This window comes from Streptomyces sp. 4N124 (assembly GCF_052245395.1).
GTDB lineage: Bacteria > Actinomycetota > Actinomycetes > Streptomycetales > Streptomycetaceae > Streptomyces.
Map to the genome: position 1 here is coordinate 14,272 of NZ_JBQQBS010000045.1, position 26,030 is coordinate 40,301.

29 protein-coding genes are annotated in these 26,030 nt (G+C 70.7%); 9 read left to right on the forward strand and 20 right to left on the reverse strand.

All coding sequences use genetic code 11. From position 1 onward, the window contains the following. Window positions 1-24 precede the first annotated feature (24 nt). Window positions 25-795 carry a DUF72 domain-containing protein gene (locus tag ACTWQO_RS34330; protein WP_443241285.1) on the forward strand — a complete coding sequence of 257 codons (771 nt, stop codon included), beginning with the start codon at window positions 25-27 and terminating at the stop codon, window positions 793-795. A gap of 12 nt (window positions 796-807) precedes the next feature. On the opposite strand, the gene ACTWQO_RS34335 is transcribed toward ACTWQO_RS34330, so the two are convergent. Continuing rightward, window positions 808-1,179, reverse strand: coding sequence for a GntR family transcriptional regulator (locus tag ACTWQO_RS34335; protein ID WP_328367421.1), 372 nt, complete (start codon window positions 1,177-1,179; stop codon window positions 808-810). Window positions 1,180-1,249: 70 nt separating this feature from the next. On the opposite strand from ACTWQO_RS34335, the gene ACTWQO_RS34340 reads away from it, so the two are divergent. Both ACTWQO_RS34340 and ACTWQO_RS34345 read left to right on the forward strand, forming a co-directional pair. Beyond that, window positions 1,250-2,179 carry a GNAT family N-acetyltransferase gene (locus ACTWQO_RS34340; RefSeq protein WP_443241286.1) on the forward strand — a complete coding sequence of 310 codons (930 nt, stop codon included), beginning with the start codon at window positions 1,250-1,252 and terminating at the stop codon, window positions 2,177-2,179. Next, window positions 2,160-2,660 (forward strand): DUF402 domain-containing protein, encoded by a 501-nt coding sequence (locus ACTWQO_RS34345; RefSeq protein WP_443241287.1) that lies wholly within the window; start codon window positions 2,160-2,162, stop codon window positions 2,658-2,660. The genes ACTWQO_RS34340 and ACTWQO_RS34345 overlap by 20 nt, the downstream gene beginning before the upstream one ends. A gap of 2 nt (window positions 2,661-2,662) precedes the next feature. Here ACTWQO_RS34345 and ACTWQO_RS34350 read toward each other — a convergent pair whose 3' ends face one another. Next, window positions 2,663-3,277 (reverse strand): class I SAM-dependent methyltransferase, encoded by a 615-nt coding sequence (locus ACTWQO_RS34350; RefSeq protein ID WP_443241288.1) that lies wholly within the window; start codon window positions 3,275-3,277, stop codon window positions 2,663-2,665. A gap of 171 nt (window positions 3,278-3,448) precedes the next feature. Here ACTWQO_RS34350 and ACTWQO_RS34355 point away from each other — a divergent pair, with 171 nt between their 5' ends. Next, the gene (locus ACTWQO_RS34355; protein ID WP_443241289.1) at window positions 3,449-3,583 is read left to right on the forward strand and encodes a hypothetical protein; all 135 of its coding nucleotides are present in this window, start codon (window positions 3,449-3,451) and stop codon (window positions 3,581-3,583) included. Window positions 3,584-3,609: 26 nt separating this feature from the next. On the opposite strand, the gene ACTWQO_RS34360 is transcribed toward ACTWQO_RS34355, so the two are convergent. Next, the gene (locus tag ACTWQO_RS34360) at window positions 3,610-4,059 is read right to left on the reverse strand and encodes a GNAT family N-acetyltransferase (protein WP_443241290.1); all 450 of its coding nucleotides are present in this window, start codon (window positions 4,057-4,059) and stop codon (window positions 3,610-3,612) included. 172 nt (window positions 4,060-4,231) lie between these two features. Between ACTWQO_RS34360 and ACTWQO_RS34365 the strand changes: the two genes are divergently transcribed. After that, window positions 4,232-5,224, forward strand: coding sequence for a lytic polysaccharide monooxygenase (locus ACTWQO_RS34365; protein WP_443241291.1), 993 nt, complete (start codon window positions 4,232-4,234; stop codon window positions 5,222-5,224). A gap of 57 nt (window positions 5,225-5,281) precedes the next feature. Here ACTWQO_RS34365 and ACTWQO_RS34370 read toward each other — a convergent pair whose 3' ends face one another. Together ACTWQO_RS34370 and ACTWQO_RS34375 are read right to left on the reverse strand one after the other, a co-directional pair. Further along, complete coding sequence (locus ACTWQO_RS34370; RefSeq protein WP_443241292.1) at window positions 5,282-6,142, reverse strand: esterase/lipase family protein; 861 nt, start codon at window positions 6,140-6,142, stop codon at window positions 5,282-5,284. 186 nt (window positions 6,143-6,328) lie between these two features. After that, window positions 6,329-6,772, reverse strand: coding sequence for a MarR family winged helix-turn-helix transcriptional regulator (locus tag ACTWQO_RS34375; RefSeq protein WP_443241293.1), 444 nt, complete (start codon window positions 6,770-6,772; stop codon window positions 6,329-6,331). Window positions 6,773-6,875: 103 nt separating this feature from the next. On the opposite strand from ACTWQO_RS34375, the gene ACTWQO_RS34380 reads away from it, so the two are divergent. After that, on the forward strand, window positions 6,876-7,250 hold the full coding sequence (locus ACTWQO_RS34380; protein ID WP_443241294.1) for a cupin domain-containing protein: 375 nt from the start codon (window positions 6,876-6,878) through the stop codon (window positions 7,248-7,250). 17 nt (window positions 7,251-7,267) lie between these two features. On the opposite strand, the gene ACTWQO_RS34385 is transcribed toward ACTWQO_RS34380, so the two are convergent. From ACTWQO_RS34385 to ACTWQO_RS34445, 13 genes are all read right to left on the reverse strand, one after another. Next, complete coding sequence (locus ACTWQO_RS34385; protein ID WP_443241295.1) at window positions 7,268-8,230, reverse strand: DNA polymerase Y family protein; 963 nt, start codon at window positions 8,228-8,230, stop codon at window positions 7,268-7,270. Beyond that, the gene (locus ACTWQO_RS34390) at window positions 8,227-11,649 is read right to left on the reverse strand and encodes a DNA polymerase III subunit alpha (protein WP_443241296.1); all 3,423 of its coding nucleotides are present in this window, start codon (window positions 11,647-11,649) and stop codon (window positions 8,227-8,229) included. The genes ACTWQO_RS34385 and ACTWQO_RS34390 overlap by 4 nt, the downstream gene beginning before the upstream one ends. Before the next feature lie 111 nt (window positions 11,650-11,760). Continuing rightward, window positions 11,761-11,928, reverse strand: coding sequence for a hypothetical protein (locus ACTWQO_RS34395; protein WP_443241297.1), 168 nt, complete (start codon window positions 11,926-11,928; stop codon window positions 11,761-11,763). Then, entirely contained in the window at window positions 11,925-13,064 is a 1,140-nt protein-coding gene (locus ACTWQO_RS34400; RefSeq protein WP_443241298.1) for a hypothetical protein, read from the reverse strand. The genes ACTWQO_RS34395 and ACTWQO_RS34400 overlap by 4 nt, the downstream gene beginning before the upstream one ends. Continuing rightward, entirely contained in the window at window positions 13,061-14,065 is a 1,005-nt protein-coding gene (locus ACTWQO_RS34405; RefSeq protein WP_443241299.1) for a hypothetical protein, read from the reverse strand. Before ACTWQO_RS34405 ends, ACTWQO_RS34400 begins: the two co-directional genes overlap by 4 nt. A 25-nt stretch (window positions 14,066-14,090) precedes the next feature. After that, the gene (locus ACTWQO_RS34410; protein WP_443241300.1) at window positions 14,091-15,179 is read right to left on the reverse strand and encodes a hypothetical protein; all 1,089 of its coding nucleotides are present in this window, start codon (window positions 15,177-15,179) and stop codon (window positions 14,091-14,093) included. 38 nt (window positions 15,180-15,217) lie between these two features. Beyond that, window positions 15,218-16,075, reverse strand: a complete 858-nt coding sequence (locus ACTWQO_RS34415) for a phage distal tail protein (protein WP_443241301.1) — start codon at window positions 16,073-16,075, stop codon at window positions 15,218-15,220. Further along, window positions 16,072-17,271: a phage tail protein gene (locus ACTWQO_RS34420; RefSeq protein ID WP_443241302.1), complete on the reverse strand. Its 1,200-nt coding sequence runs from the start codon at window positions 17,269-17,271 to the stop codon at window positions 16,072-16,074. The genes ACTWQO_RS34415 and ACTWQO_RS34420 overlap by 4 nt, the downstream gene beginning before the upstream one ends. Before the next feature lie 54 nt (window positions 17,272-17,325). After that, the gene (locus ACTWQO_RS34425; protein ID WP_443241303.1) at window positions 17,326-18,042 is read right to left on the reverse strand and encodes a hypothetical protein; all 717 of its coding nucleotides are present in this window, start codon (window positions 18,040-18,042) and stop codon (window positions 17,326-17,328) included. A gap of 437 nt (window positions 18,043-18,479) precedes the next feature. After that, complete coding sequence (locus tag ACTWQO_RS34430) at window positions 18,480-18,770, reverse strand: hypothetical protein (protein ID WP_443241304.1); 291 nt, start codon at window positions 18,768-18,770, stop codon at window positions 18,480-18,482. 38 nt (window positions 18,771-18,808) lie between these two features. Continuing rightward, entirely contained in the window at window positions 18,809-19,384 is a 576-nt protein-coding gene (locus ACTWQO_RS34435; protein WP_443241305.1) for a phage tail tube protein, read from the reverse strand. Between the two features lie 86 nt (window positions 19,385-19,470). Then, a complete protein-coding gene (locus ACTWQO_RS34440; RefSeq protein WP_210574670.1) occupies window positions 19,471-19,878 on the reverse strand; it encodes a hypothetical protein in 408 nt (135 codons plus the stop codon). Next, on the reverse strand, window positions 19,875-20,039 hold the full coding sequence (locus ACTWQO_RS34445; RefSeq protein WP_443241306.1) for a hypothetical protein: 165 nt from the start codon (window positions 20,037-20,039) through the stop codon (window positions 19,875-19,877). The genes ACTWQO_RS34440 and ACTWQO_RS34445 overlap by 4 nt, the downstream gene beginning before the upstream one ends. A gap of 242 nt (window positions 20,040-20,281) precedes the next feature. On the opposite strand from ACTWQO_RS34445, the gene ACTWQO_RS34450 reads away from it, so the two are divergent. Continuing rightward, complete coding sequence (locus ACTWQO_RS34450; protein ID WP_443241307.1) at window positions 20,282-21,295, forward strand: DUF3533 domain-containing protein; 1,014 nt, start codon at window positions 20,282-20,284, stop codon at window positions 21,293-21,295. Window positions 21,296-21,335: 40 nt separating this feature from the next. Further along, entirely contained in the window at window positions 21,336-22,523 is a 1,188-nt protein-coding gene (locus tag ACTWQO_RS34455; protein WP_443241308.1) for an AAA family ATPase, read from the forward strand. Between the two features lie 172 nt (window positions 22,524-22,695). Here the strand turns inward: ACTWQO_RS34455 and ACTWQO_RS34460 are convergent, their stop codons facing one another. Both ACTWQO_RS34460 and ACTWQO_RS34465 read right to left on the reverse strand, forming a co-directional pair. Continuing rightward, window positions 22,696-23,778, reverse strand: a complete 1,083-nt coding sequence (locus tag ACTWQO_RS34460; RefSeq protein WP_443241309.1) for a S1 family peptidase — start codon at window positions 23,776-23,778, stop codon at window positions 22,696-22,698. A gap of 278 nt (window positions 23,779-24,056) precedes the next feature. After that, window positions 24,057-24,926 carry a slipin family protein gene (locus tag ACTWQO_RS34465; RefSeq protein ID WP_443241348.1) on the reverse strand — a complete coding sequence of 290 codons (870 nt, stop codon included), beginning with the start codon at window positions 24,924-24,926 and terminating at the stop codon, window positions 24,057-24,059. 90 nt (window positions 24,927-25,016) lie between these two features. Here ACTWQO_RS34465 and ACTWQO_RS34470 point away from each other — a divergent pair, with 90 nt between their 5' ends. Continuing rightward, window positions 25,017-25,901, forward strand: a complete 885-nt coding sequence (locus tag ACTWQO_RS34470; RefSeq protein ID WP_443241310.1) for an alpha/beta fold hydrolase — start codon at window positions 25,017-25,019, stop codon at window positions 25,899-25,901. Window positions 25,902-26,030 lie beyond the last annotated feature (129 nt).

Sequence of the window (26,030 nt, forward strand, 5' to 3'; positions counted from 1 at the left end):
GGCGGCCGGTGCTTTGATGGACGTATGACCCTGTTCGTCGGCACGTCGGGGTGGCAGTACAAGGACTGGCGGGGCGTTCTGTACCCGGCGGACTGTCCGACGCGGCTCTGGCTGGAGGAGTACGCGGAGCGGTTCGCGACGGTCGAGATCAACAACGCCTTCTACCGGCTGCCGACGCGGGAGAACTTCGAGGCCTGGCGGGAGCGTGTCCCGCCGGACTTCGTGGTCGGGGTCAAGGCGAGCCGCTACCTCACCCACATCAAGCGGCTGCGGGACCCCGAGGAACCGGTGCACCGCCTGATGACCCACGCGGCCGGCCTCGGCGACCGCCTGGGCCCGGTCCTCCTCCAGTTGCCGCCCACCCTCCGCGCCGACCCCGGCCTCCTGGACGCCTGCCTCGCCTGCTTCCCGCGCGGCACCCGCGTCGCCGTCGAACCACGCCACGACTCCTGGTGGACCGAGTCGGTCCGCCAGGTCCTCGAAGCCCGGGGCGCGGCCCTGTGCTGGGCCGATATCCAGGCGCGCCCCATGACCCCCCTGTGGCGCACCACCGACTGGGGCTACGTCCGCTTCCACGAAGGCCGGGCCCAGCCCTGGCCCCGCTACGGCCGCCAGTCCCTGACCACCTGGGTCCACCGCATCACGGACACCTGGACCGACGACCACGACGTCCACGCCTACTTCAACAACGACCCGGGCGGAGCTGCGGTGGAGGACGCGGTGCTGTTCGCGGGGGTGGCGAGGAAGGCAGGTGTGAGGGTGACGCGGGTGCCGGAGCATGTGCCGACGACGTGACCGTCCGTCCGCTCAGCCCTTGCTGTATGCCGCCCGCACCGCATCCCGGACGGCGGCAAGTGCCTCCTCCTCGCCGAGCCCCAGCCGCCGCACACGCTCCACGTACGCCTGAGCTGCCGACGCGGCCTCCCGCTCCGCGGCCGAGCCCGCCGCTGCCACGAACGTCCCGTTCCGCCCCCGCGTCTCGATCACCCCGTCCGCCTCCAGGGTCCGATACGCCTTGGCGACCGTGTTCGCGGCCAGCCCGAGCGACTCGGCGAGCCCGCGCACCGTCGGCAGCCGGTACCCCACGGGCAGCACCCCCGCCCGCGCCTGCTCGGAGATCTGCGCACGCACCTGCTCGTACGGCGGGGCACTGTCATCGATGTGGATCTTCAAGGTCACGGGCCGATTGTCCCGCACCCCGGGAAAATGAGAGGCATCGCGGCGCACGGCCCACGTAGCGTGCGGCCACATGACCGTCATCGTGCGCGAGCTGCGCCCCGAAGTCCGGGCCGACACCGAGGGCTTCGCCCACGTCCGCCAGCAGGCCCTCCCGTACATCCTGTACACCCCGGAGGCCATCGCCTACGACGTCACTCACGCCCATCCCGACGCCCACTACCTTCCCCTCGTCGCCGAGGAGGACGGCGAGGTGATCGGCACGGCCAACGTCGGCATGGTCCACGACAGCCCGGAGCCCGGCCAGGGCTACATCAACCTGTACGTACACCCGGAGCGGACGCGCCGCGGCGTCGGCTCCCTGCTGGTCCGTGCCGCCGACGAGCACCTGGCCGCGCAGGGCGCGACCAAGGTCTTCGCCTGGGTCCTCGACGAGCCTGGCAACCGCGTCTTCGCCGAGCGGCACGGCTATCGAGCGAGCCGTTCCGCCCACTTCCTCCGCCTGGACCTGGTGAACGGTTCCCTGCCCCCGCTGCAGGACCTCCCGCCGGGCGTCGAACTGCGGTCGGCCGCCGACTTCGCGGACGATCCGCGCCCGCTGTTCACGCTGGACGCGGAGACGATGGCGGACGAACCGAGCGACGTCGACTACGAGTTCACGGACTACGAGGCCTGGCTGGAGAGCACCTGGCGGCACCCCCTGCTCAGCCCCGAGCTCACCTCGGTCGCGCTCGTCGACGGCCGCCCCGCCGCCTTCAGCGCGGCCCGCACGGACGGCGGCACCCGCTACGGCACGGTCATGACCGGCACCGCCCGCGACTTCCGTGGCCGGGGCCTGGCCAAGCTCGCCAAGAACGACTCCCTGCACCGCGCCCGCGCCGCCGGATTCACGGAGGCGTTCACGGGCAACGACGCGGGGAACGGCCCGATGCTCGCGATCAACAAGTGGTTCGGATACGAGATCTGCGCGACGGAGGTGCGCTATGTCCGCGAGCTCGGCTGACTCGAAGACCCCTGTCGATGTCGTCCTGGTCAAGGCGGGCCGTACGAAGATCCGTTACCCGGCACAGCTGCTCGGCGACGACGGCACCAGGATCGCGGTACGCGCACCCTGGGCCGGCGACACCACCCGCGACTTCGGCTTCGTACGCTTCGAGTCCGGCGACGTCTTCACCGAGTACTACTGGCGCGACCGCTGGTACTCGGTGAAGGAGGTCCGCGACGCCCGAGGCGCGCTGAAGGGCTGGTACTGCGACATCACGCGCCCGGCCGTGCTCTCCGGCGCCGAGCTGGTCGTGGAGGATCTGGACCTCGACCTCTGGCGCTCCGCCGACGGGACGGACGTACGACGTCTGGACGAGGACGAGTTCGCCGAGAGCGGGCTGGCGCGGCGGGACCCCGAGGCCGCGGCCTCGGCGATGGCCGCCCTGGACGAGCTGGAGGCCTTGGCGCTCAGGGGTGACTTCGAAGCGCTGCTGGCCTGAGGTCACAGCTGGACCACCACCGCATACCGGTCGTCCTCCACCGCCCTCCCCCATAGCCGGGGCTCGTCCGACAGCCGTTCCACGCGCGCTTGTCCGGCGAGTGGCGCGAGCAGCTCGGTGAGCCGGTCGGCGGAGATGCCGGCCGGGCTGACCGTGCCCCAGACGCCCTCGACCAGCACGAGCCGGCCTCCTGGGCGCAGCAGCTCCCGCCAGTGCCGCAGGGCGCGGCCGGGGTCGGGCAGGGCCCACAGGACATGGCGTACGAGCACGGAGTCGAACCGGTCCTCGCCCACCGGTGGCGCCGCCGCGTCACCGACGAGGAACACGGCGTCACGTCCGGCGAGCTTCGCTCTCGCCAGCGCGACCATGGCCGGGGACAGGTCGACGCCAGTGACGCGGTGCCCCTGCTCGGCCGCGAGGAGCGACAGGCTGCCGGTGCCGCAGCCGAGGTCGAGGACGTCGCCCGGCCGCGGGGGCAGCCAGGCGCGCAGCCGGTCGGCCCAGGCCAGGCGCACGTTGGGGTCGCGCAGGCCGTGGTCGGGCTCGTCGTCGAAGGTGGGGGCCGCCGCGTCCCAGTCCGCGACCGCTCCGGCGTGCGTGTTCTCGTCATCGCTCATGCTCACAGCGTGACAGCCACCACTGACAATCGAGCCCTGGTCGAAGCGCAGTCGAATGAAGGTCGAAATCGTGATGACCGCCACTGACAGCCGGGCACCGATGAGGAACCCTCGCCGAAAGGGTCTACCTCCGTGACAACGCGGAACCCGGTAGCCCTGAAGGAGGCAGCCATGCGCCGAGTCACCGTGCAGAAGCCCCTGAAGAAGACGGACGTCCGCCGGCTCCGTGAGCGGGCCGACGAGCGCCCCGACGAGCGTTCCGAGGTCCGAAAGGACATCGCGCGCACATGGTGGCCGGACGGCTGACCGGGCGGGCGAGTTCATGAGACGCGTCAGATGAGCCGCTTGCGGTAGTGGATGCGGTCGTACGGCCCGTCCGCGCGATGCTCGATGACCTCGTAGCCGTATTTCGGGTAGATCTTCTGGTTCTCCCACATCATCACGTTCGTGTAGAGCCTGACCTCGGGCAGGCCGAGCGCACGCGCGCGTGCGTCCACGAACTCCAGCAGCCGTCGCCCGACGCCCTTGCCATGGGCGTCGGGGTGGACGGCGATGCTGTCGAGGAACAGATGGTCCTCGTGCGTCTCGAGCACGACCAGACCGATCACCGGATCGCCCGTGACGAACACCTTTCCCGCGGCCACGTTCGCCGCGTGGTCCGCCTCCATGGGCACCGGCACCACCCCGATCCGCTCGACATAGGGGCGGTACGCCGCGTCGGTGACGCTCTTCACGGCCGGTACGTCGGCGGCCCCGGCGGGCCGGATCTCGTCGTCTGTCATGTCTCGAACCGTAGCTACCTGATCCCAGTCTGAGTACTCCCTTAAAGCGACCATAAGGATCTCCCTCTCCCGCCTCCAGCAGGCGATTTCACGGTCATCCGGGGCTAGCTTGCTGATCGCCCCCCACGGGTTCCGGCCCATCGATCCAGTGACCGTTCCGAGGAGTTCCGTCATGCCCGCACGCCGCAAGGTCGCCACCGTCGCAGCCGTCGGCATCGCCCCGCTCGCCCTGACCGCGCTGGCCGCCGCGCCCGCGTCCGCGCACGGCTCGATGGGCGACCCGGTCAGCCGGGTCTCGCAGTGTTACGCGGAGGGGCCCGAGAGCCCGAAGTCCGAGGCGTGCAAGGCGGCGGTCGCGGCCGGCGGCACGCAGGCGCTGTACGACTGGAACGGCATACGCATCGGCGACGCGAACGGGCAGCACCAGGCACTGATCCCGGACGGCAAGCTGTGCAGCGCGAACAACGAGGCGTTCAAGGGGCTCGACCTGGCCCGCGCCGACTGGCCCGCGACCAGCGTGAGCAGTGGGTCGTACACCTTCAAGTACCGCGTGACGGCCCCGCACAAGGGCACCTTCAAGGTGTACATCACCAAGCCCGGCTACGACGCGGCGCAGCCGCTGGCCTGGGACGACCTCGATCTGGCCAACCCGGTCGCGACGGTCACCGACCCGGCCGCCTCGGGCGGCTACTACACCTTCTCCGGCAGCCTGCCCGAGCGCTCCGGCAAGCAGCTGCTGTACGCGGTCTGGCAGCGGTCGGACAGCCCGGAGGCGTTCTACTCCTGCTCGGACGTCACCTTCGGCGGCAGCGACGCCCCGGCCACCGACGATTCCTCCGCGGCCCCGGCCCCGGCTCCGTCCGCCTCCGCCCCGTCCGAGGAGCAGATCGAGGACGGCGCCGACAAGTCGACCATCGAGCACCACGGTCACGGCGACGACGACGCGAGCACGTCGGCGGAGCCGGCCACCGAGGCGGCCACCGATTCTGTCGCCGCCAACGAGCCGAAGGCGGCGGGCGCTTCGGAGAACCTGGCCGAGACCGGCGGCGACAGCAGCACTCCCTACATCGCGGTCGGCGGCGCGGCAGCCCTCGCGCTGGACGCCGCGGCCCTGTTCGCGTCGGTGCGCCGGCGTGCGGTGAGCGGTGGCCGGTCCGGCCGCTGACGCCCCCAGGACTCCGGGGCCTGACCGGCGGCTCAGGCCGGTCAGGCCCCGGCGCGTTCAACTGACCACCGATGCGCAGGTGGTCGGGGTGGCGCGGGCCGGGTCGAGGGCGTTCGCCACCTCATGGAAGGCGATCCGGCTGAACAGCCCGATGGACACATGCTCGGAGAGGTCGAGCGGGCACAGGTCCTGGAGCAGGACGTTGCGCACGCCGGATCCGCTCAGGTACTGGCTCCGGTACGGCGTGACGACCTCGTCGTACTTGGTGGCGAGGACCGTGTAGCTGACGCCGGGGACGGTGTCGCCGCCCTGGTTGAGCTTGGCGAGGAAGGCGGAGCCGACGATCTGGTCGGCGAGCGCGGGGGTCGCGGTGGTGAGCAGGTCCCCGGCGCCCGGGAAGTACGGCAGCAGGTTGGTCAGACCGTTGAGGTCGGTGCCGTAGTTGCTGGGCGCGATGCCGACGAGGGCCTTCACCTTGACGGCGCCGCCGAGGAACTTGACGTAGTAGCGGGGCATCATGCCGCCCTGCGAGTGGCCGACGAGGTCGGTCTCGGTGGCGCCGGTCGCGGTGAGCACCTTGTCGACGAAGGTCTTCAGCTGCTCGGCCGACTTGTCGACAGGTCCGAGGCCATGAAAGAAGGGGACGCCCGGCAGTTGGCCGTAGTCGAGGGAGAAGACGCAGTATCCGCGGTTCTTCAGATACGGCGCGAGGCCCAGCCAGTTGTCGACGGAGTTCCCGAGGGTGCCGTGCACCAGGACGACGGGGCGGGGGTGGGCGGCGGACGGTTTGCAGGAGTAGTTGTTCCAGCCACTGCTCGGGGAATCGGCGGCCTGAGCGGTGGCGGCGGGGACCAGGGCGACCGTGGCGGTCAGCAGCAGCGCGGTCAGGGGTCTGAGCACTCGTTTCCAGGGCAGCATCGGGTGATCTCCTTGCGGCTCAAGGGAGTTGCGACGGCTCTACGCCCTGTGATCCGGATCACGAAGGATGCTGTTCACTCGTCAAGTTACGAGTGGGTAGTTCACTTGTGAAGTTACGCGTCAGTAAAAACTTCCAGCGCTAGCCAGTGGCTGTGGCGGTGCCGTGGTAGTGCTACTGACGAACCATCACCAGATGGGCCTGAGGGGGCCATAGGGCGCGATGCGCCCCAACCGGTCGGACAACGCCCGCACTTCACTCTCGCCGAGCACATCGACCCACTCGCGCACCGCATCCGCGGCCGCCTCCTCCGCGGCCCTCGTGCAGGCCCACCCCCGCTCGGTCAGCACGACCAGCCGGGCGCGCGCATCGTCGGGATGCGGCCGCCGCTCGACATACCCCTTGCGCACAAGCTCCTCGACGAGCTGACTCGCGGCCTGCTTGGTGACCCCGAGATGGACAGCGAGGTCGGTGACCGTCGCCCCGTCGGGGGCGAGCCGCGTGAACGCGAAGCCGTGCGCGGGCCTCACCTCGAACCCGCGGGCCACTACACGGTCGTTGATGCGCTGCGTCAGGTCGGCCGCGGCGGAGAGCAGGGCGGCGGTGAGGGCGACGGCTTCGGAGTTCTGCACGGGGGCATTGAAACACCCTTGACGAATTGGTCAAGCAGCTTGATGATATGTCACATATAGTCAAGCTGCTTGACCATATTGCCGAGCCGAGGAGACCTCACCCATGCCAGTCATCCGCCAGTCCGACGCCGTCACCCACGAGATCCACGGCGCCCGCTTCGTCTCGTACGCCACTCCCCGCACCGGCAGCAAGGAACTCTGCGCCTGGCGGGGTGAGATCCCGCCCGGGACCAAGGCGCCCGCGCACACCGTCAACCGGGAGGAGATCCTGCACATCCTCGACGGCGAGCTGCTGATCACGCTCGACGGCCGCACCGACCGCGTCACGGCCGGCGACACCCTGATCATCAACCCCGGCGCGACCCTCACCGTCGAGAACCCGACCGAGCGGACCACGCTCACCTGGGTCACCACCTCCATCGGCCTGGAGGCGGAGCTGGCCGACGGCACACGCATCGTGCCGCCGTGGGCCAACTGACAGATCACCCAGGAGAGTTACGCCGCCAGCGTCCCCGGCATCACCGCGTGCGGGCCGAACTTCGCTCGCGCGCGGTCCGCCACTTCCTCGATACGGCGGGCCTTCTCGTCCACCGGGTCGAAGGTGAGCTGGTAGGAGGCCTGTTCGGCGGGGCCGAGGGCCTCGGCGCGCAGGGTGACCGACCGCACCCGGGCGCGCTGGAGGCCGAGGGCCTCGTACATGTCGTACGCGGTCCGGGTGAGGGCGGCCGAGTGGGCGGTGGGTTCCTTGAGGGTGCGGGTGCGGGTGGTCGCGGTGCGGTCGGCGTAGCGCACGGTGAGGGTCAGGGTGCCGCAGACCTTCTCCAGGGCGCGCAGCCGGGCGCCCAGCTCCTCGGCGGCAGAGAGCAGGGCGCGACGGTGCCGGTCGGGATCCAACTCATCGCGACGGAAGGGGCGTTCGGCGGCCAGGGAGCGGGAGACGGCGTTCGGTACGACCCGACCCCGGTCGAAGCCGTTCGCCTTCTCGCGCAGCTCGCGGCCGGTCTTCGCGCCGACCAGGCGCTGGAGCGTGGACAGGGGTGCGGCGGCGACCAGGCCGAGGGTGTCGAGCCCGTACTCGCACAGGGTGCGGGCGGTCGCGGTGCCGACGCCGGGGAGCGCGGTGACGGGCAGCTCGGCGATGCCGTCCGGCCCTTCGGGCAGCTCATGGGTCACCCCGGGCCGGGCGTCGTGCAGCGCCATGCGGGCCAGCATCGGTCCTGGCCCGGCGCCGATCGCACAGTCGACCCCGTACAGGGCCAGGGAACGGACACGGATCACCGCCGCCAGCTCGACGGCGCTACGCCCGAAGTACCGCTCGGCGCCCCGCAGATCGGCCAGCGCCCCGTCCGGCGGCAGCGCTTCGACGACCGGCGTGAACTCCTCGAGCAACCCGATCAGCTCCGGCAGGGCCGCCTCGCGCGCCGACGGCAGCTGGAAACGTACGCAGAGGATGGTCATCCCGCACTCCCCGGACTCTGGTGCCACAACTTCCGTACTTGTGAAGGCTCTTGACCCGCCGGACGCAGATCGGCCCACGGGTGCATTTCGTATCCGGTGGGCATCTGGATTCGCCGTCCGCCCGTCGAATCCCCGCTTCCTTCCGGCATCGGCTCCGCGAGCCGGGCCGCCACCACGTCGAGGCCGCCCTCGGCGCGCAGTTCGACCAGTTCGGCGAGGTTCCAGGCGGCGGCGCCCACCACGCTGAGGCTGCGCGGGCCGCGCCGCTGCACCACTCCGCGCACCAGCAGCAGCCAGGAGTGGAAGACGGTGTGGGCGCAGGCGTCGTGGGAGTCGTCGAAGAAGGCGAGGTCGACCAGGCCGGTGCCGTCGTCCAAGGTGGAGAAGATGACCCGCTTGCCGGACCGGATCGGCGGGGTCTGGGTCGCCGCCTTGGCGCCCGCGACCAGCACCGTCTCCCCGTGCCCGGCATCCCGCAGCCGCCGCGCGGACACCACTCCCAGTTCGTCGAGGAACGCGCGGTGATCGTCCATCAGATGGCGCGAGGTGTCCATGGACAGCACTCCCAGTTCGGCGCTGAGCCGCTCCGCCGAGGAGAGGTCGGGCAGTCCGGCCGGCGCGGTCTTCCGCCCGCCGGACAGCGGGAGTTGGCCGCCGCCCGCACCCCTGGCGCCTCGGTGCAGCTCGGTCAAGTGCAGTTGCAGATCACGGCGGTTGGCCCCGAAGGCGTCCAACGCGCCGACTTGGGCCAGCCTTTGGGCGAGCGGACGGCTGGGCCGCGCCCGCTCCCAGAAGTCCAGCAGCGAGGTGTACGGCTGCCCGTCCGCGATCCGCGCCGCCTCGGCCTCGCTGATGCCGTGCACGTCGGAGAGGGCCAACCGCAGCCCCCACACCCCGGATTCAGACACCAGTTCGATACGGTGTGCGACCCCCGACACATTCACGTCCAACGGCAGGATCGGCACCCCACGCCGCCGCGCGTCCGCCAGCAGCAGCCGCTTCGGATACATCCCGGGGTCGTGCGTGAGCAGCCCGGCGTAGAAGGCGGCCGGGTGGTGCGCCTTCAGCCACGCCGACTGGTAGGTCGGTACGGCGAAGGCGACGGCGTGCGCCTTGCAGAAGCCGTACGAGCCGAAGGCCTCGACGATCTCCCAGGTCCGCTGAATCGTTTCCGCGTCGTAGCCCTTCGCCGCCGCGTGCTGCGCGAACCACACCTTGATCCGCCCCTGCGACTCCGGGTCGGACAGCCCACGCCGCACCCGGTCCGCCTCGGCCCGTCCGCAGCCGGTCATGATGTCGACGATGTGGATGATCTGCTCATGGAAGACGACGACTCCGTACGTCTCCCGCAGCGGCCCTTCCAGATCCCGGTGCGGATAGCGGATCGGCGCCCGCCCGTGCCGCGCCTCGATGAACGGCCGCACCATGTCGGCGGCGACCGGCCCCGGCCGGAAGAGCGAGATGTCGACCACGAGGTCGTGGAAGGTGGCCGGCTGAAGCCGCCCGACCAGGTCCCGCTGCCCCGGCGACTCGATCTGGAAGCAGCCCAACGTCTCGGTGGAGCGGATGAGTTCGTACGTCGCCGGGTCGCCGTCCCCCCGTTCGAAATCGAGCGCGTCCAGGTCGACCCGCTCCCCCGTCGTCCGCTCCACCTCCGCGACCGCGTGCGCCATCGCCGACTGCATCCGCACCCCGAGCACATCGAGCTTGAGCAGCCCGAGGTCCTCGACGTCCTCCTTGTCGAACTGCGACATGGGGAAGCCCTCGCCGCTGGTGGGCATGACCGGCGTACGGCTCAGCAGGGACGCGTCGGACAGGAGCACTCCGCAGGGGTGCATGGCGATCCCGCGCGGGAGGGCGTCGAGGGCCTCGGTCAGCTCCCAGAGCCTGCCGTACTTCTCCTTCTCACCGGCCAGTTGGCGCAGTTCCGGCAGTTCCTCCAGGGCCGCGCGGGCGTCCCGCGCGCGGATGTGCGGGAAGGACTTGGCGATGCGGTCGATGTCGGCCGGGTCCATGGAGAGGGCGGCGCCGACGTCCCGGATCGCGTGCCGGACGCGGTAGGTCTCCGGCATCGAGACGGTCGCGACCCGTTCGGTGCCGAACCGGCCGATGATCTCGCGGTAGACCTCCAGTCGGCGGGCGGACTCCACGTCGATGTCGATGTCGGGCAGTACCAGCCGGCGCTTGGACAGGAAGCGCTCCATCAGCAGCCCGTGCTCGACGGGGTCGGCGTGGGCGATGCCGAGGAGGTGGTTGACGAGGGAGCCGGCGCCGGAGCCGCGCGCGGCGACCCGGATGCCCATCTTCTTCACGTCGTCCACGACTTGAGCGACCGTCAGGAAATAGGAGGCGAAGCCGTGGTGGGCGATGATGTCCAGTTCCTCGTGCATCCGCTCCCAGTAGGCGCGCCGGTGGTCGTAACCGTGCAGCACCATGCCCGCCGCCGCCCGGGAGGCCAGCGCGCGCTGTGCGGTGCGGCGGCCGGCGCCGACGAGGTGCGGTTCGGGGAAGTGGACGGTGCCGATGCCGAGGTCGTCCTCGGGGTCGACCAGGCACTCGGCGGCGGCGGCCTGCGTCTGTTCCAGCAGGCGGAGTGCGGTGTCGCGCCGGAAGCCCGCGGCCTCGACGATCCGCTCGGCCGCCTCGAGCATGACGTCCGCGTCCTTGAGCCAGGCCTCCCCCGAGTCCAGTCCCTTGGCGGGGTCGACCGGGACAAGGCGGCGGGCGGCGTCCAGGACGTCGGCGACCGGGCCGAGGCCGGGGTCGGCATAGCGGACGGCATTGCTGAGCACGGGCCGGATCCGCTGCTCGGCGGCGAAGCCGATGGTGCGGGCGGCCAGCCGCAGGGAGCCGGGGCCGGTGCCCGTGCGGTCGTGCCAGACGGCTTCGAGGCGCAGGGCGTCGCCGTAGGTCTCCCGCCAGGGGCCGAGGAGCCTCGCCGCCCGGTCGGGGCGTCCCGCGGCGAGCGCGCGGCCGACGTCGGAGTCGGGGCCGAGCAGGACGGTCAGGCCCTCCGCGGGGGCGGCGGACCAGGGCAGCAGCGGGGTGTCCTCGGCGGTGTGGGCGGCGGTGACGAGCCGGCACAGGCCGGCCCAGCCGCGGGCGCCGTCCCGGGCGAGGAAGGTCACCCGCGGTGTCGACTCGTCGATGAAGGCACCGCCACGGACCGGAGTACGGCGCTTTTGTCGACGTACGGACTCCTGCTCCTCCACCGCCAGGTTCACGCCGAACAGCGGACGGACGCCCGCCTTGGCGCAGGCCTTGGCGAAGCGGACCGTGCCGCCGAGGGTGTCGCGGTCGGTGAGGGCGAGGGCGTCCATGTGCCGTTCGGAGGCGCGCTCGGCCAGCCGCTCCGGGTGCGAGGCGCCGTAGCGCAGGGAGAACCCGGAGACGGTGTGCAGATGGGTGAAGCCAGGCATCCGCACCTCCCGCTATCGAACATCAGTTCCCGACTGCCTCACCCCCACCATAGACCAAATCCCGAACGTCTGTGCGATTACCACGCGAGCCTCCCTCACCTGCGGAAACGGCTACTCGGAGTCGGGAGCGTCCGTCTCGGCGGGTTCCTCGGCAGGCGTGCCGGTCGCCTGGGCGGTGGTGCCGGGCGTCGTGCGCTGCGCGGTCTCCAGGGCGTGCAGCCGGCGCTTGATGTCGCGGAGCTCGGTCAGGAGGGTGTCGGGGCGGTTGATCCTGGTCACGGGATGCTCCTGTTCGTGGTGGGTGTCACGGTCAGCTGGACCTGTTCCTCGCCCGCGTCGTTGCCCGGGGTGACCTCGATCCCGGTGATCCGTACGTCGAACTGGGTGCCCTCGGGGAAGAAGACGTCCTTGATGACGACGGTGGCGTCGTCGCCCACCTGGTAGGAGCCGAGCACCGGGTCCAGGTCGGCCCGCACGGTCAGCTCGGGCAGGACCACGGGGGCCGAGACGGCGGCGAGGGCCGAGCGGGCCTGGGAGGCCAGGAGGGCCGCGTCGGTGAGATGGACGTAGGAGACCTCGGTCTCGGTGAGCGGGCGTCCGGTGGCGCGGTCCTCGGCGACGGCGACGAGCTGGCTGTTCTCCCCCTCGCCCTGCTCGCCGAGGGCGAAGACCCGGCTCGCGGTGGAGGCGCCGTCGACCGGCCAGGTGTAGCCGATCAGATTGGCCCCGTACTCCCAGACGTGCGGGGTGCCCTGCTGGCCGAGGTGCGGAGTGCCGACGCGCAGCCGGTGGACGGGGCGGCCGTCGGTGCCGTACGCCATGTCGAAGACGAAGTCGGGGCCGTTCTCCAGGCTCGCCAGCTCGCGCAGGGCCTCGCCGGTGCTCTTGAGGTCGCTGCCGCGGTAGACGAGGGTGCGGGTGATGCCGGAGCCGGCCGTGGACTCGGGGCGCACCCGGATGTCGCCGCCGGGGTGTGCCTGGGCGGTGGCGACGAGGGCGCGGGCGATGTCGGACTGGTCGCGGTCGATGAAGGGCACGTCGGCCGCGGACAGGTCGGTGGCGTCCGGGTCGAAGTCGGCGGGCAGGACACGGCGGTGGTCGAAGTAGGAGAGGAAGCCGGCCGCCCCGATCTCCAGGTGCTGGTCGGCGGAGGTGTACTTGACGGTCCAGATCACCCCGCCCCATACGAGCACGCCGTCCCGCTCGACGTAGAGGGCGGTGCGTCCGGGCTCGGTGAGTTCCCGGGGGTGGTGCACGGTGACGCGCGGGTCGCCCAGGGGCAACCGGGCGCGGAACTCGCCCGCCTCGTTGAGTTCGCTGCTGAACGTGACGTCGTACAGCGGGAGTTCGTCGGTGATGGCGCCGGTGGCGAGGTCGGCGGTGTAGTAGGTGTAGCGGGTCGGGGTGCGGGTCACTGGTCCACCAGCCAGGTGGTGTTGAGGTAGATCAACTGGGTGGCCGGCAACTGGACGCCCTGAGCGAACAGCACCACGGTGCCGTCGGTGCGGAGCATGAGTTCGAGCCCTCGTGTCACACCGCCCAGCGCGGTGTACCAGTGGTGCCCCACCGCCGGGCGGAAACCGGCCGGGACGGCGATCATGGAGATGGCGTTGGTCGAGAGGGCGACGGCGGTCTGCAGGGCGCCGCGCATGTGGACGGTGGCGCCGACCCGGCGTACGGCCGGTGTCTCGTTGTTGTACACGTTCCAGTTGGGAAGCAGGGGGAGGGTGACCCAGCCGGTGTCGTCGTTGACCGCCTGCCAGCCCGCCGAACTGTCGTACCACTCCAGATGGTTGGTGTCCCAGCGGTGGATGTACATGCCGGTGTACGGGTACGTGGGCCGGTTGGCCGCGCCCCAGACCCGCAGGATGCCGCCGGCGGCCGTGGTCCAGGGGCGCAGGTCCTCGATGTTGGCGTTGGCGACGGACGCGGCGTTCTTCGGAATCCTGATCCGGGCGAGCGGGATGTGGTCGCCGGTCACCGCGGGGTCGGTGGGGGTGGCGGCGGCCGTTCCCTTGACGAGTTCGACGGTCATGGCAGTGGTGGCGTCGCCGTACTGTTCGTCCCGCTGCCGGGCGATGACCAGGTCGATGCGCGGGTTGGCCGAGTCGGCGGGGTGCGTGCCGAGTACGTCGAGGAGCTTCTCCTGGTCGAGCGTGACGAGGTAGGCGCCGGTCGCGGTGGCGCTCGTCCCCTGGATCACGCCCTGGAAGGGCGCCACGGTGACCTTGCCGGACACCGTGGTGGTGGCCTGGACCCGGCCGGGGTCGCCGGTGGCCGCGCGGATGCCGCTGCGGGCCTGGATGGGTCCGGCCCCGGGTGCGGCGAGCACGCCGGTCGCGAGGCGGGCGTCCTCGGCGTCGATGACCCCGCCGGAGATCCAGGCGGAGTCGCGTTCTGGAGTGGGCGTACTCATGCGGGTGCCTCTTCTGCTCGCGGAGTCAGGGGACGGGGAACGCCATCACGCGCAGACCGGTGTAGTGCGCGTCGGGCGAGAACACGGACGCGGTGCCGGTCGTCATGCCGCCGCCCCGGGCGACGAACTGCGTCAGCACCAGCGGCGTGTTCGCGGGCAGCAGCCGGTGGCCGCTCGCGACGCTGGTGGTGATCCCCGTGGCGCCGCCGTGGAAGCAGGCGAGGGAGTAGGGCGTCCCGTCCTGCCCGCGCACCACGTGGTCCCACCGCTCGTTGGCGCCCGAGGTCGACGCGGTCAACTGCCCCGTGATCAGGAGCAGTCGGGGATAGGGCGCGGCCGGCACGGTCACCTGGTTGAAGGTGTAGCCGGTGGCCCCCGCCGAACCGCTGGTCAGCGGCCAGCCGTTGTCGGCCGGGCCGAAGAACTGGACCGCGCCGGTGACCGCGGGCCGCCACTCGGTGCCGGTCCGTACGAGGTCGAGCCTGGTCTCCAGGTCGTACAGCCGCTGCCCGGAGTAGCCGTCGGCCGGGAGCGACTCGTGGGTCTGGAGGGGCAGCACTCCGCCGGCGGCGACGGTGGACACCCGCAGGTCCTTGATGTCGCCTCGGGCGATCGACCCCGCGTTCGCCCGGACGGTGATCGCGGCGAGCGGGATGTAGTCGTCGTCCACCGTGGGCGCGACCGGCGTCACCGCGGGGGCCCCGGCCACCACGTGGACGAGCATGCCGTCGCTCGCGTCGCCGTACTGCCGGTCGGTCTGCTGGGCCACGACGAGGGCGATGCGGGGGTTGGACGAGTGGGCGGGGGCCGCGGTCAGCACGTCGAGTTTCTTCTGCTGGGCGAGCGTGATCAGATACGCGCCCGCCGCGGTGCTCCGGGTGCCCTGCACGACGCCTTGGAACGGGCGCACGGTCACCTCGCGGGACGGCGTGGCGGTCGCCTCGACGGCGCCCGGGTTGCCGGGGCCCGGCTTGATTCCCGTACGGGCGGCGATCGGGTTGCCGGGGTCGGCGGACGCCGCAGCGAGCACACCGGTGGCGAGCCGGGCGTCCTCGGCGCCGACGACACTGCCCGAGAGCCATCCGGAGTCACGTTCGAATTCAGAGTCAGCCATGCGGGTGCGTTCCTTCTGTAGCTCTTTTGGTAGGCGGGTCAGAGCCAGGCGTCGCGCCACTCGGCGGTCAGCCGGGCGGCCGGGGCGTAGTCGCGGGCGCGGAAGAGGACGGGCGTCGAGCCCGGCCGGAGCGGGAACCAGTCCGAGCCGGGCCGCAGCGCGGAGCGGCGGGAGGCGGTGCCCTGGAGGAGGACCGAGCGCGCGTCGGTGTCGATGACCAGGAACTCGCCTTCCTGGAGGGCGAGTTCGAAGGCGAGTTCCTCGCCGGTCGCGGTGTTGGTGATCACCGGCTGGACGCAGGGCCCGCCGATCCGCCACACGGGCCAGGTGGGGACGGTGCCCTGGTTCTCCAGCAGCAGCCGGCCGCCGGAGGAACCCGATCCGAAGTCCAGGGGGAAAGTGAGCGGAAAGGCGACGCCACCGCTGGAGGAGGGCAGCGGGCAGGTACTGGTGTTGAGCCCGTACGAGTACCGCAGCGGATCCGGCGCGGTCATGGTCAGGGAGAACTCGAAGCCGGACTTGCGGTCGACGATCTTCGTCTCGGCGGTGAGCCGGACCAACGCCCGCCGGGTGCGGTGCGGTTCGGTGACGACGAGCGGCGTGAGCGTACTGCCGTCGGCGAGTACGGCGGCCAGCCGGTCCTTGGCCGTTTCGCGGGCCGGCCGGTCGGGGACGACGGCGGTGCCCTCCAGGGTGATCACGCGGGGTCCGCGGTAGGAGGGGGCGTCGAACGCGCCGTGCCGCTCGGGCCGGTCGGTCAGGGTGAGCCGGAGGGGCGGGGTGCCGGCCCAGCCCTGCTCGCTGGTGACCCACCATTCGACGCCGGAGTCGTCGACGGTGTTCCCGGCCCAGCCGTCCACCTCGAACACCGGCTGCTGGAGCTGCTGCCCGCTCATCGCTTGGCCGCCCAGGCGAGTTCACGGGCGGTGATACGGCCGATCTCGTACTCGGACTGTCCTGGGCGGGGATGGACGTTGACGGTGACCGGGGAGGTCGCGGTGGCGCCACCGGCACCGGTTCCCGAGCGGGCGGCGGTGCCGGTGAGGCGGTAGCCGGGACCGATGACGCTGCGCGCGGTGGCGGTGGCGAGCCGCCCGGCGGCACCCGCCACCCGGTTTCCGGCGCCCTCCATGCCCAGCGCGAGACCTTCGCCGACGTCACCGCCGAAGCCCATCATCACCTTGGACGGCGACGAGATGCCGAGGATGCTGCGGATGGGCCCGGGAATGGTGTTGATGATGAAGTTCTTGACGGTGTTGAGAAGGGCCGAGGCCGAGTTCTTGATGCCGTTGATGAGCCCCATGATGAGGTCGCCGCCCAGACCCATCAGCCGGTCGGGCAGTTCGGCGAAGAAGCCCCAGATCTTCCCGGGAACCCCCCGCAAAAAATCAACTACGGCGTTCCACTTGTCGACGATCCAGTCGCGCACCGTCCCGACCGCCTCTTTGATCCGGTCCCAGTGCTTCACGATCGCCAGCACGGCGATCCCCACCGGCCCGGTCAGAATGGCCACGAGCAACGGCCAGTTGGCCTTCAGCCAATTGACCACACTCTTCCCGGCATCAATGAGCCAGTTGATGGCGGCCGACGCCCCTTTCATGACCGTCCCCACCACCTGCCCGATAATCTTGAACGCCGCCTGCACCACGGCCTGCACGGTCTTCGACTGCATGGCCATGTCGATGAGCTTGGTGATGAGCGGCATGATGAGCGCGAGGATGGCACCGAGGATGTTGGCCTTCATCGCGGTGTTGAGCCCTCGCTGAGCGGTGGTGGCGGTCCGCAGCCCCTGACTGAACCGCGAGAACAACCCACCCCCCGACGCCGCACTCCGCCCCGCCCGCTGGACATCGGCGGAGGCCCGGGTGGCGGCCGTCCGCATCTGATTGAGCCCACCGCTCGCCTGGGTGGCGGCGGTCCGTAGCCGCCCGGTGGCGGTGCTCGCCTGCGTCGCGGCACTCCTGAGCCGGTCGACCGAACCACTGGTACCGGTCACCGCGGTCCGCATACGCGAGACGGCACCGCCGGTGTTGGTCGCGGCGGATCGCATCTGGTTCAGCGCCCGGGTGACCGATAGGAGTGACGTCTGCATGGTGGGTTGACTCCGTCGCTGTCGCCGTTGTGGTCGGGGTCGTGCGAGTCGCTCTTACCGCAGGGCGCGTTCGAGAGCGGTGACGCGGTCGATCAAGATGCCGATGTCACGGCCCGCGGCCTTGGCGCTGCCCTGCAACTGATCGACTCGCCGCAGGCCTGCCCTGACCTCTTTGTCCAGCTCCTTCACCCTGGCCTTCTCGACCCTGCTGCGGTCGTCCGCGTTGCGCGTGCCCTGGGCGACCTTGTTGCCGAGGGTGGTGATCCGGCCGTGCAGCTTCTGATCGTCGGCGAGCAGGCGGTCACGGATGGCGTTGACCTTGGTCCGGAGTTCGGGGACTTCCTTGCGCAGTTGCTTGTCGCCTTCACCCAGGGTCTTGCGGAGGGCGGCGGTGGTGGCCTGGAGGTCCTGCCTCACCTTGGCGATCAGGTCCCCAGTTTTCACAGCCCCGGCGGACAGACCACGGAGCCGGTCGTCCTGCTCCTTGTCCCGCCTCTCCTGGGCCCGGTCGGCCAGGACCTTGTTCAGGTCGAAGAGCGCGCCCTCGGCCTTGAACAGGCTGTACTCGGTCTGCGCCCCGAAGAACGTTGCGGCGGCGGCGTTGGCCTCCAGCTTCACACCGGTGGCTTCGGCCTTCGCACCGGTGACCGGCAGGTTGTCGGCGAGCCACTTGACGTCAACGACTTTTCTGACAGCGTCCTGGAAGGCCTTGGACGCCTCATAGGTGACGAACCACGAAGGAATGGTTCCGGGTGAGTCCGAGGGGGGCAAGGACTCCTCCTTTCATGCGGGCTTTCATGCGGGCGAACTCAGAAAGGCCACGATCTCGGCCGGAGTGGCGGAGTGCTCCTCCCCCGCTGTCCCCACGGCCTCCACCGCTTCCGTCGCCGAGCCGCCCGGTCGCGGCACCGGCTCCGGATAAGGAGCCGGCTCCGTGTCCTCGTCCCGGTTGGCCGTCGCGAACATCCAGTTGGCGACCGCGAGATGGTCGACGACGGCCGCCAGCAGATGATCCGTGACCGTCCAGTCCGCCTGTTCGCCGTGGACCGCCCGGGCGAAGGACGAGTCGGCGGGCAGGTGTTCGGTCAGGACGCGCAGGCGGCGGGAGGAGAGGCGGCCCCGGTGCCAGTCGAGGAGGTCGACTCCGTAGTGGCGGAGCAGGTCCGCCTCCAGGGCCTCGGCGTGCTCGTCGACCAGCGCGCCGAGGCTCAGCCTTCCCCCAGCGTCATGCCTGTCTCGTTGCCGTACGCCTCCAGGATCGCGGAGACGTCCTGGACGCTGATGTCGTACTTGCCCAGACGCTCGAACTGCTCGGGCCCGAGCAGCAGCGCCAGCAGGCCGTCGATGTCGTTGTCCTCCAGCGCCGCGATCTGCTTGGCGATGCTGCGCGGGAACTCGGTCGGCAGGTGGAACACATCGCTGTCCACCTCGAACTCCCAGTCCTTCCCGACGGTTTCGAGACGCTGGGCACGGGCGGCGTTGACGTTGAAACGGGCCATGGCGCGTAGGGCTCCTAGCTGGAAAGAAGGGGAATCGGTCAGGCCGCGCTGAAGCTCGGGTCCTTCATCAGGAACGTCGCCAGCGGTGCGTCGTCCACCGTCGCCAGCGCCGTGAAGGTGACGCCCAGCTTCACGGGGGCCGTACGGACGAGGGCGATCTCCTCCGTCTCGGTCACCTGGCCGCGGGCGACGATCATGCGATACGTCACCTCGTCCCCGTCGGTGAACTCCAGCCCGAGCATCCGCTCGTCGAACTTCGGCTCGGCCGCCATCTCGTACTTGTAGAGGCCGGACCCGGTCGCCGTCTCCGTCACCCGCCCGCCGCCGAAGAAGAACGGCAGGGTGTCCTCGTTCAGCTGAAGCAGCTGGAACTTGAAGCTGAGGTCGCGGTCGGAGTAGACGAACCTCGCCGAGCTGACGCTCTGCCAGGTGTCCACGGGGTCCAGCTTGTCCTTCTTGGAGATCTTGACCCCGTCGGTGGTGGTGTAGCCGAGGTCCTTCCACCCGGCACCCCACGCCGCGCCGGTGTCGGCGGGCGGTGCGGTGGCGAGCGGGGCGATGAGGACCCGGCCGCTGCCCGCGACCCGGATCTCCTTGGCGTTCGTTCCGGCCATCACTGCTCCTTGGTGGGAGATGGACATGACGTGCTACGGATGTGGTGCGCACCAGGCGCTGAGGGGACGTACGAGAGGGAACCGGCTCAGGCCGGGCGGACCACCAGCCGGGTGGTCGAGACATAGCGGTTGGCGGTGGCGTGCCGATAGTCGGGCAGCCAGCGCGGCCCGTCCTCCTCGACGACGTCCACGACGGTCGCCGCGCCGTGCACCGCTCCCCTGAGCTGGAGCATCAGAGCGCGGGCGACGAGGGAGACGGTGTGGGCCGCGGCCTTGGACGGCCCGTACACCTCAAGATCGACCAGTGGATTGTCGAGCCGCGGATCCTCCGCCCAGGCCCCGCCGACCCTGGAGACCAGCACGGCACGCTGCGAACCGTCGAACCCGGAGGGCGGCTGGACGTCCACAAGGACACCGGCCAGCTCGCTTCGGTCCTTCAGGAGATCGACGACCAGCTGCTCCACGTCCGGAAAGGTGACGTACGGCTCGCTCATCCCCGGGACTCCGGTTCGCCGTCCCGCTTGGCCTCGGCCTCAGCCTCCGGCACGGGCCGCGCGATCACACCGAGCACTCCGCGCGCGGTCGAGTCGTCGACCTCGACGACATCCCCCGGCTCATGCCCGTTCCACCAGTAGGTCAGCTGGATTTTCTGCACAGCGCTTCCCCCGAGCGTTCGGCTGTACGGCTGTACGGCCGTGAAGGAACTGACGGAGGATCAACTTCCGCTGCGGTCAACAACGTTGAGGTCCCCCGGAGCCCCAAATGTAACGGGCACCCCAAGCACAGCGTGAGCCACAAAAGATCTCGAACAGATAACGATGATGAAGAACGTGTGTACGGCACCCATTCGGCCGCACCCCGCCTGCGCAAACGCCCACCCCCTCGGACCGTAGGGGCATGACACAGAACAGCTTCCTCTCCGAGGTGAAGGACGCCGTCACCCCAAGAGCCACCCTGCTGGTCATCGGAGTGATCGCCCTCCAACTGCTGTTCATCGCCTCCTACGTCGGGGCACTGCACGACCCGAAGCCGAAGGACGTCCCCTTCGGCGTGGTCGCGCCCCAGGTCGCGGCCGAGCAGGCGGTGACCCGGCTGGAGCGGGTGCCCGGCTCACCCCTGGACCCGCGCGCGGTGGCCGACGCGGCGACGGCGCGCGAGCAGATCCTGAACCGGGACATCGACGGGGCGCTGATCATCGACCCGGCGGGGACGACGGACACGCTCCTGGTCGCGACCGGCGGTGGCACTGTCCTCGCCACCGCCCTGGAGACGATCGCCACCACCCTGGAGAAGGCCGAGCAGCGCACGGTCAGGGTCGTCGACGTGGCCCCGGCCTCGCCCCAGGACTTCGACGGGCTGTCGTCCTTCTATCTGGTCGTCGGCTGGTGCGTCGGCGGCTATCTGTGCGCCTCGATCCTGGCGATCAGCTCCGGCGCCCGGCCCGCCAACCCGCGCCGCGCGACGATCCGGCTGGCCGCCATGGCGCTGGTGTCGGTCGTCGGAGGGCTCGGCGGAGCGGTCATCGTCGGGCCGATCCTGGGCGCCCTGCCCGGGAGCGTGGCCGCCCTCTGGGGGCTCGGCGCGCTGATCACGTTCGCCGTCGGGGCCGCCACGCTCGCGCTCCAGGGCATCTTCGGGATCGTCGGCGTCGGTCTCGCGATCCTCATCGTGGTGATCGCCGGCAACCCGAGCGCGGGCGGCGCCTTCCCGCTGCCGATGCTGCCGCCGTTCTGGAACGCGATCGGCCCTGCGCTGCCGCCGGGCGCGGGGACGTGGGCGGCGCGCTCCATCGCGTACTTCAAGGGCAACGACACGACGGCATCGCTGCTGGTCCTGTCGGCGTGGGCGCTTGGGGGGATCGTGATCACGATGGCCGCGGCGACGTTCCGGCGGAAGCGGGCGGCAGTCTGACCCCGGGCCCATTGTCAGTCCCGTCTGCAAGTCTGGACACATGCTGCGCACACTCGCCGTCGAGAACTACCGGTCCCTGCGTCGCCTGATCGTGCCCCTGGACAGACTGAACGTGATCACGGGAGCGAACGGCACGGGCAAGTCCAGCCTGTACCGCGCCCTGCGGCTACTGGCCGAGGCCGCGCGCGGCGGCGCCGTCGCGGCCCTCGCGCGCGAGGGCGGGCTGCCGTCGGTGCTGTGGGCGGGGCCCGAGAAGATCAGCCGCGCGGTGCGCGAGGGCAGCCATCCGGTGCAGGGCACCCGCCGCTCCGGCCCGGTCAGCCTGCAACTGGGCTTCGCGGGAGACGAGTTCGGGTATGCGATGGACTTCGGGTACCCGGTCCCGGCAGGCCCGCCGTCCATGTTCGACCTCGACCCGGAGATCAAGCGCGAGTCCATCTGGAGCGGGCCGGTGCTGCGCCCCGCCGCCGTGCTCTCGGACCGCGCGGGGGCAGCCGTCAAGGTGCGCGGCGCGGGCGGCGGCTGGTCCCGGGCGCACGGGACGCTACGGCCGTACGACAGCATGCTCGGCGAAATGGCCGACCCCCAGCACGCGCCGGACGTGCTGGCGGTGCGCGAACTCATCAGGTCCTGGCGGTTCTACGACCATGTCCGCACCGACGCCCACGCCCCGGCCCGCGCCGCCGTGATCGGCACCCGCACGCCGGTGCTCAGCGGCGACGGCTCCGACCTGGCGGCGGCGCTCCAGACGATCCGCGAGATCGGTCACCGCGAGGCGCTGGACGAGGCGGTCGACGCGGCCTTCCCCGGCAGCCACGTCGAGGTCATGAACCACGGCGGCCGGTTCGAACTCGCCCTGCGCCAGCATGGACTGCTGCGCCCGCTCACCGCGGCCGAACTGTCCGACGGCACCCTGCGCTATCTGCTCTGGGCCGCCGCGCTGCTCACACCCCGGCCGCCGTCTCTCCTGGTCCTCAACGAGCCCGAGACCAGCCTCCACCCCGACCTGATCCCCCCGCTCGCCGATCTGATCCTCACCGCGACGAAGGACATCCAGATCATCGTCGTCACCCACGCAAGACCGCTGGCCGACGCCTTGGCCAAGGGCGCGATACGTCACCGCCTGGACGTCAACTCCATAGAGCTGGTGAAGGAGTTCGGACAGACGGAGGTGGCGGGGCGGGAGGGTCCGCTGGACGAGCCGCTGTGGTACTGGCCGAAACGCTGATCGGCTCCGCCGAAGTCCCGTCCGGTTCTGCGGCGCCGGAAGGGGCGCGGGGAACCGCGCGACCAGCCACGACGCACCCGCAGCCGCTGCACCGGACTTCCAGACCCACCCTGATCGCGCGAAAGTCCCGCCCCTCACAAAGGGGCGGGACTTCACGGCGCTACAAAAAGCGTCAGCCGATCTCCGTACCCGTGGCAGACAGCGCCTCGGTCACCGGCTGGAAGAACGTCTCGCCGCCGGACGTGCAGTCGCCGCTGCCGCCGGAGGTGAGGCCGATCGCCTGGTCGCCGGAGAACAGCGAGCCGCCGCTGTCACCGGGCTCGGCGCAGACGTCGGTCTGGATCAGGCCGTTGACGATGTCGCCGTTGCCGTAGTTCACGGTGGCGTCCAGGCCGGTGACCGTGCCGTCGTGCACCTGCGTGGTCGAGCCGCTGCGGGTGACCTCCATGCCGACGGTGGCCTCGGAGGCGCCCGCGATGGCCTGCGAGGAGCCGTTGTAGAGGTTGACCTCGCTCGGGTGCTCGACGTCGGCCGTGTACTTGACCAGGCCGTAGTCGTTGTCCGGGAAGCTGGAGACCTCGTTGGTGCCCAGCTCGTTGCCGTCCGAGTCCTGCCAGGTCGTGATGGACTCGGTGCAGTGACCGGCGGTCAGGAAGAACGGCTCGCCGCCCTTGACGACGTTGAAGCCGAGCGAGCAGCGCCCGCTGCCGTCGGTGATGGCGTCGCCACCCGCGATGAAGGGCTTGAACTCGCCCTTGGTGCGCTTGAGTTCCGCCGTGGCGCCGAGCCCGTCGACGACCTTGGTCAGCTTGGCCCACTCGGCCTTGGAGACCGTGCGGTCGGCGGTGACGACGACCTTGTTGGTGGCCGGGTCGGTCATCCAGGAGGTGCCCGGGATGGTCGCGTCCTGCTTCAGGGTGGTCCGGGCGCTCTTGAGCTCGGCGAGGGAGTTCGCCACGACTCTGGCCTTGGCTCCGGCCTCCTCGACGGCCTGGGCGGCGGCCTCGTCGAGCACGTTGACGACGAGGTTCTTCGCCTGCGCGTCGTAGTAGGTGCCGGCCGCGTCGGTGCCGAGTTCCTTGCCCAGCGTCGAGGCGAGCTTTCCGGCCGCCGTGACCGAGAGCGTCTCGGGCGCGGAGTTCTCCGTGCTCTCGCTGGCGTTCGCAGTCTGCAAGGTGACACCCGCGGCTACGAGTGCGGCGATGCCCGCACCTGCCACGGCGGCACGCCGCTTGGGTATGCGTCGGTGCTTCAACTCACGTCCTCCTGTGGGGGGTCGGTCCGCAAGGCTGTGGGGGCCTGACGAACCGGAAGGCGTACGGCACGGGGGACGACCTACAACAAAAAGGGCCGCGTCCGTGCCGGTTGAACAACGTTCACTATCCCGAGACTTACAGGGGGCACACAAGGTCGACTTCCGGACGCGCGTAGAACGCGGTTGCGCGCCCCCTCACCTTGACCGTGCACAGTCACCCCTGGTGTGTTCGCGCTGCAAACACTACGAGCGAGTAATTCATGAGCTGTCCGTGAGGACTAGTCCTGTCTTGAAATCGACCCTTCGGGGTCCGGATCCAAGCGCGGTTCGGCGGGCGGCAGTTGTTCCTGCGCCGGGCGCGGGGGCACCGCCGGTGCCGACGGGGCCTGTCCCGGCGCCTTCTCCAGGAAGCGCAGCAGTTCCACCGGGATGGGCAGCACGAGCGTCGAGTTCTTCTCGGCGGCGACCGCCATCACCGTCTGGAGCAGCCGCAGTTGCAGCGCGGAAGGCGTGTCCTCCATCTGCTGGGCGGCCTCGGCGAGCTTCTTGGACGCCTGGAGTTCGGCGTCGGCGTTGATGACCCGGGCCCGCCGCTCCCGGTCGGCCTCCGCCTGCCGCGCCATGGAGCGCTTCATGGTCTCGGGCAGCGACACGTCCTTGATCTCGACGCGGTCGATCTGCACGCCCCAGCCGATGGCCGGGCTGTCGATCATCAACTCCAGGCCCTGGTTGAGCTTTTCGCGGTTGGAGAGCAGATCGTCCAGGTCGCTCTTGCCGATGATGGAGCGCAGCGAGGTCTGTGCCATCTGCGAGACCGCGAAGCGGTAGTCCTCGACCTGCACGATGGCGTCGGCCGCGTCGACGACCTTGAAGTAGACGACGGCGTCCACCCGCACCGTGACGTTGTCCCGGGTGATGCCCTCCTGCGCGGGCACGGGCATCGTCACGATCTGCAGGTTGACCTTGCGGAGCTGGTCCACGAACGGAACGATCATCGTGAATCCGGGCCCGCGCACATCGGACTTCAGCCTGCCGAGCCGGAACACCACACCGCGTTCGTACTGTTTGACGACCCGCGCCGCCGACATCACGTACACCGCTCCGACAGACGCGAGCGAGACGCCCGCCGCCACCAGCTCCTCGACCATCACGGCCCCCCAGGGTCCGAATCGGGCGCACAAGGTGTGTACTTCGACGGTAACTCCGGGATGTTCGCGTTGGGGAGACGGAGGACGCAGGTGGTCGACGGCGTACGGATGCGGGACGGCCGATGGCTGGCGGTGGCGGAGCGAGGAGATCCGGACGGCACGCCGGTGGTGCTGCTGCACGGCACCCCGGGCTGCCGCCACGGCACGGTGCCGGAGGACGTCCTCACCGCGCGCCCCGGCGTGCGGTTCATCTCCTACGACCGTCCCGGCTACGGCGATTCGGACCGCCGGCCGGGACGCCGGGTGGCCGACGCCGCCCGGGACGTGGCCGCGCTGGCGGACGCCCTCGGCCTCGACCGGTTCGCCGTCCTCGGCCACTCGGGCGGCGCCCCGCACGCACTGGCCGCCGCCGCGCTGCTGCCGGCGCGGGTGCGGCGTACGGCGGCGCTGGTGTGTCCCGCGCCACCGAACGCCGCTGGACTGCGCTGGTTCGAGGGCATGGCCCCCTCGAAGGTGGAGGACTTCACCCGGGCCCTCACCGACCCGCTGGACTTCGCCGACCGGCTGGCCGCGCGCGCCGCCGCCATCCGCAGCGATCCGGCCCAGCTGCTGGTCTCCATCCGCGACGGGCTCACCGACTCCGACCGGCGGATCATCTCCGACCCGGCCATCAGCGACATGCTGCTGCGCACCTACCGCGAGTCGCTGCGCACTTCGGCGTACGGCTGGCTCGACGACGACCTCGCCCTGCTCAGCAGCTGGGGCTTCGACCCGGCGGTCATCACCCGGCCGGTGCTGCTGTGGCACGGCGCCCTGGACACCCTCTCCCCCGTGGGCCACTTCAAGTGGCTCGCGGACCACATCCCCCGGGCCCGCCCCGTCCTGGACCCGGACGCCGGCCACTTCGGAGCGCTCAAGGCCCTGCCCGCCGTACTGGACTGGCTGTGCGCCACACCGGAATCCAGGGCCACATGATCCTGTCGCCCGAGCCGCACTCCAACTGCCATTCCTCTCCCACATGTTCCCGCTCCACGACAGCGAGCCCCCGCACGCGGGTGCGTGCGGGGGCTCGCCTGCTGCCGGCTGCAGGTGGTGCCGTGCGAG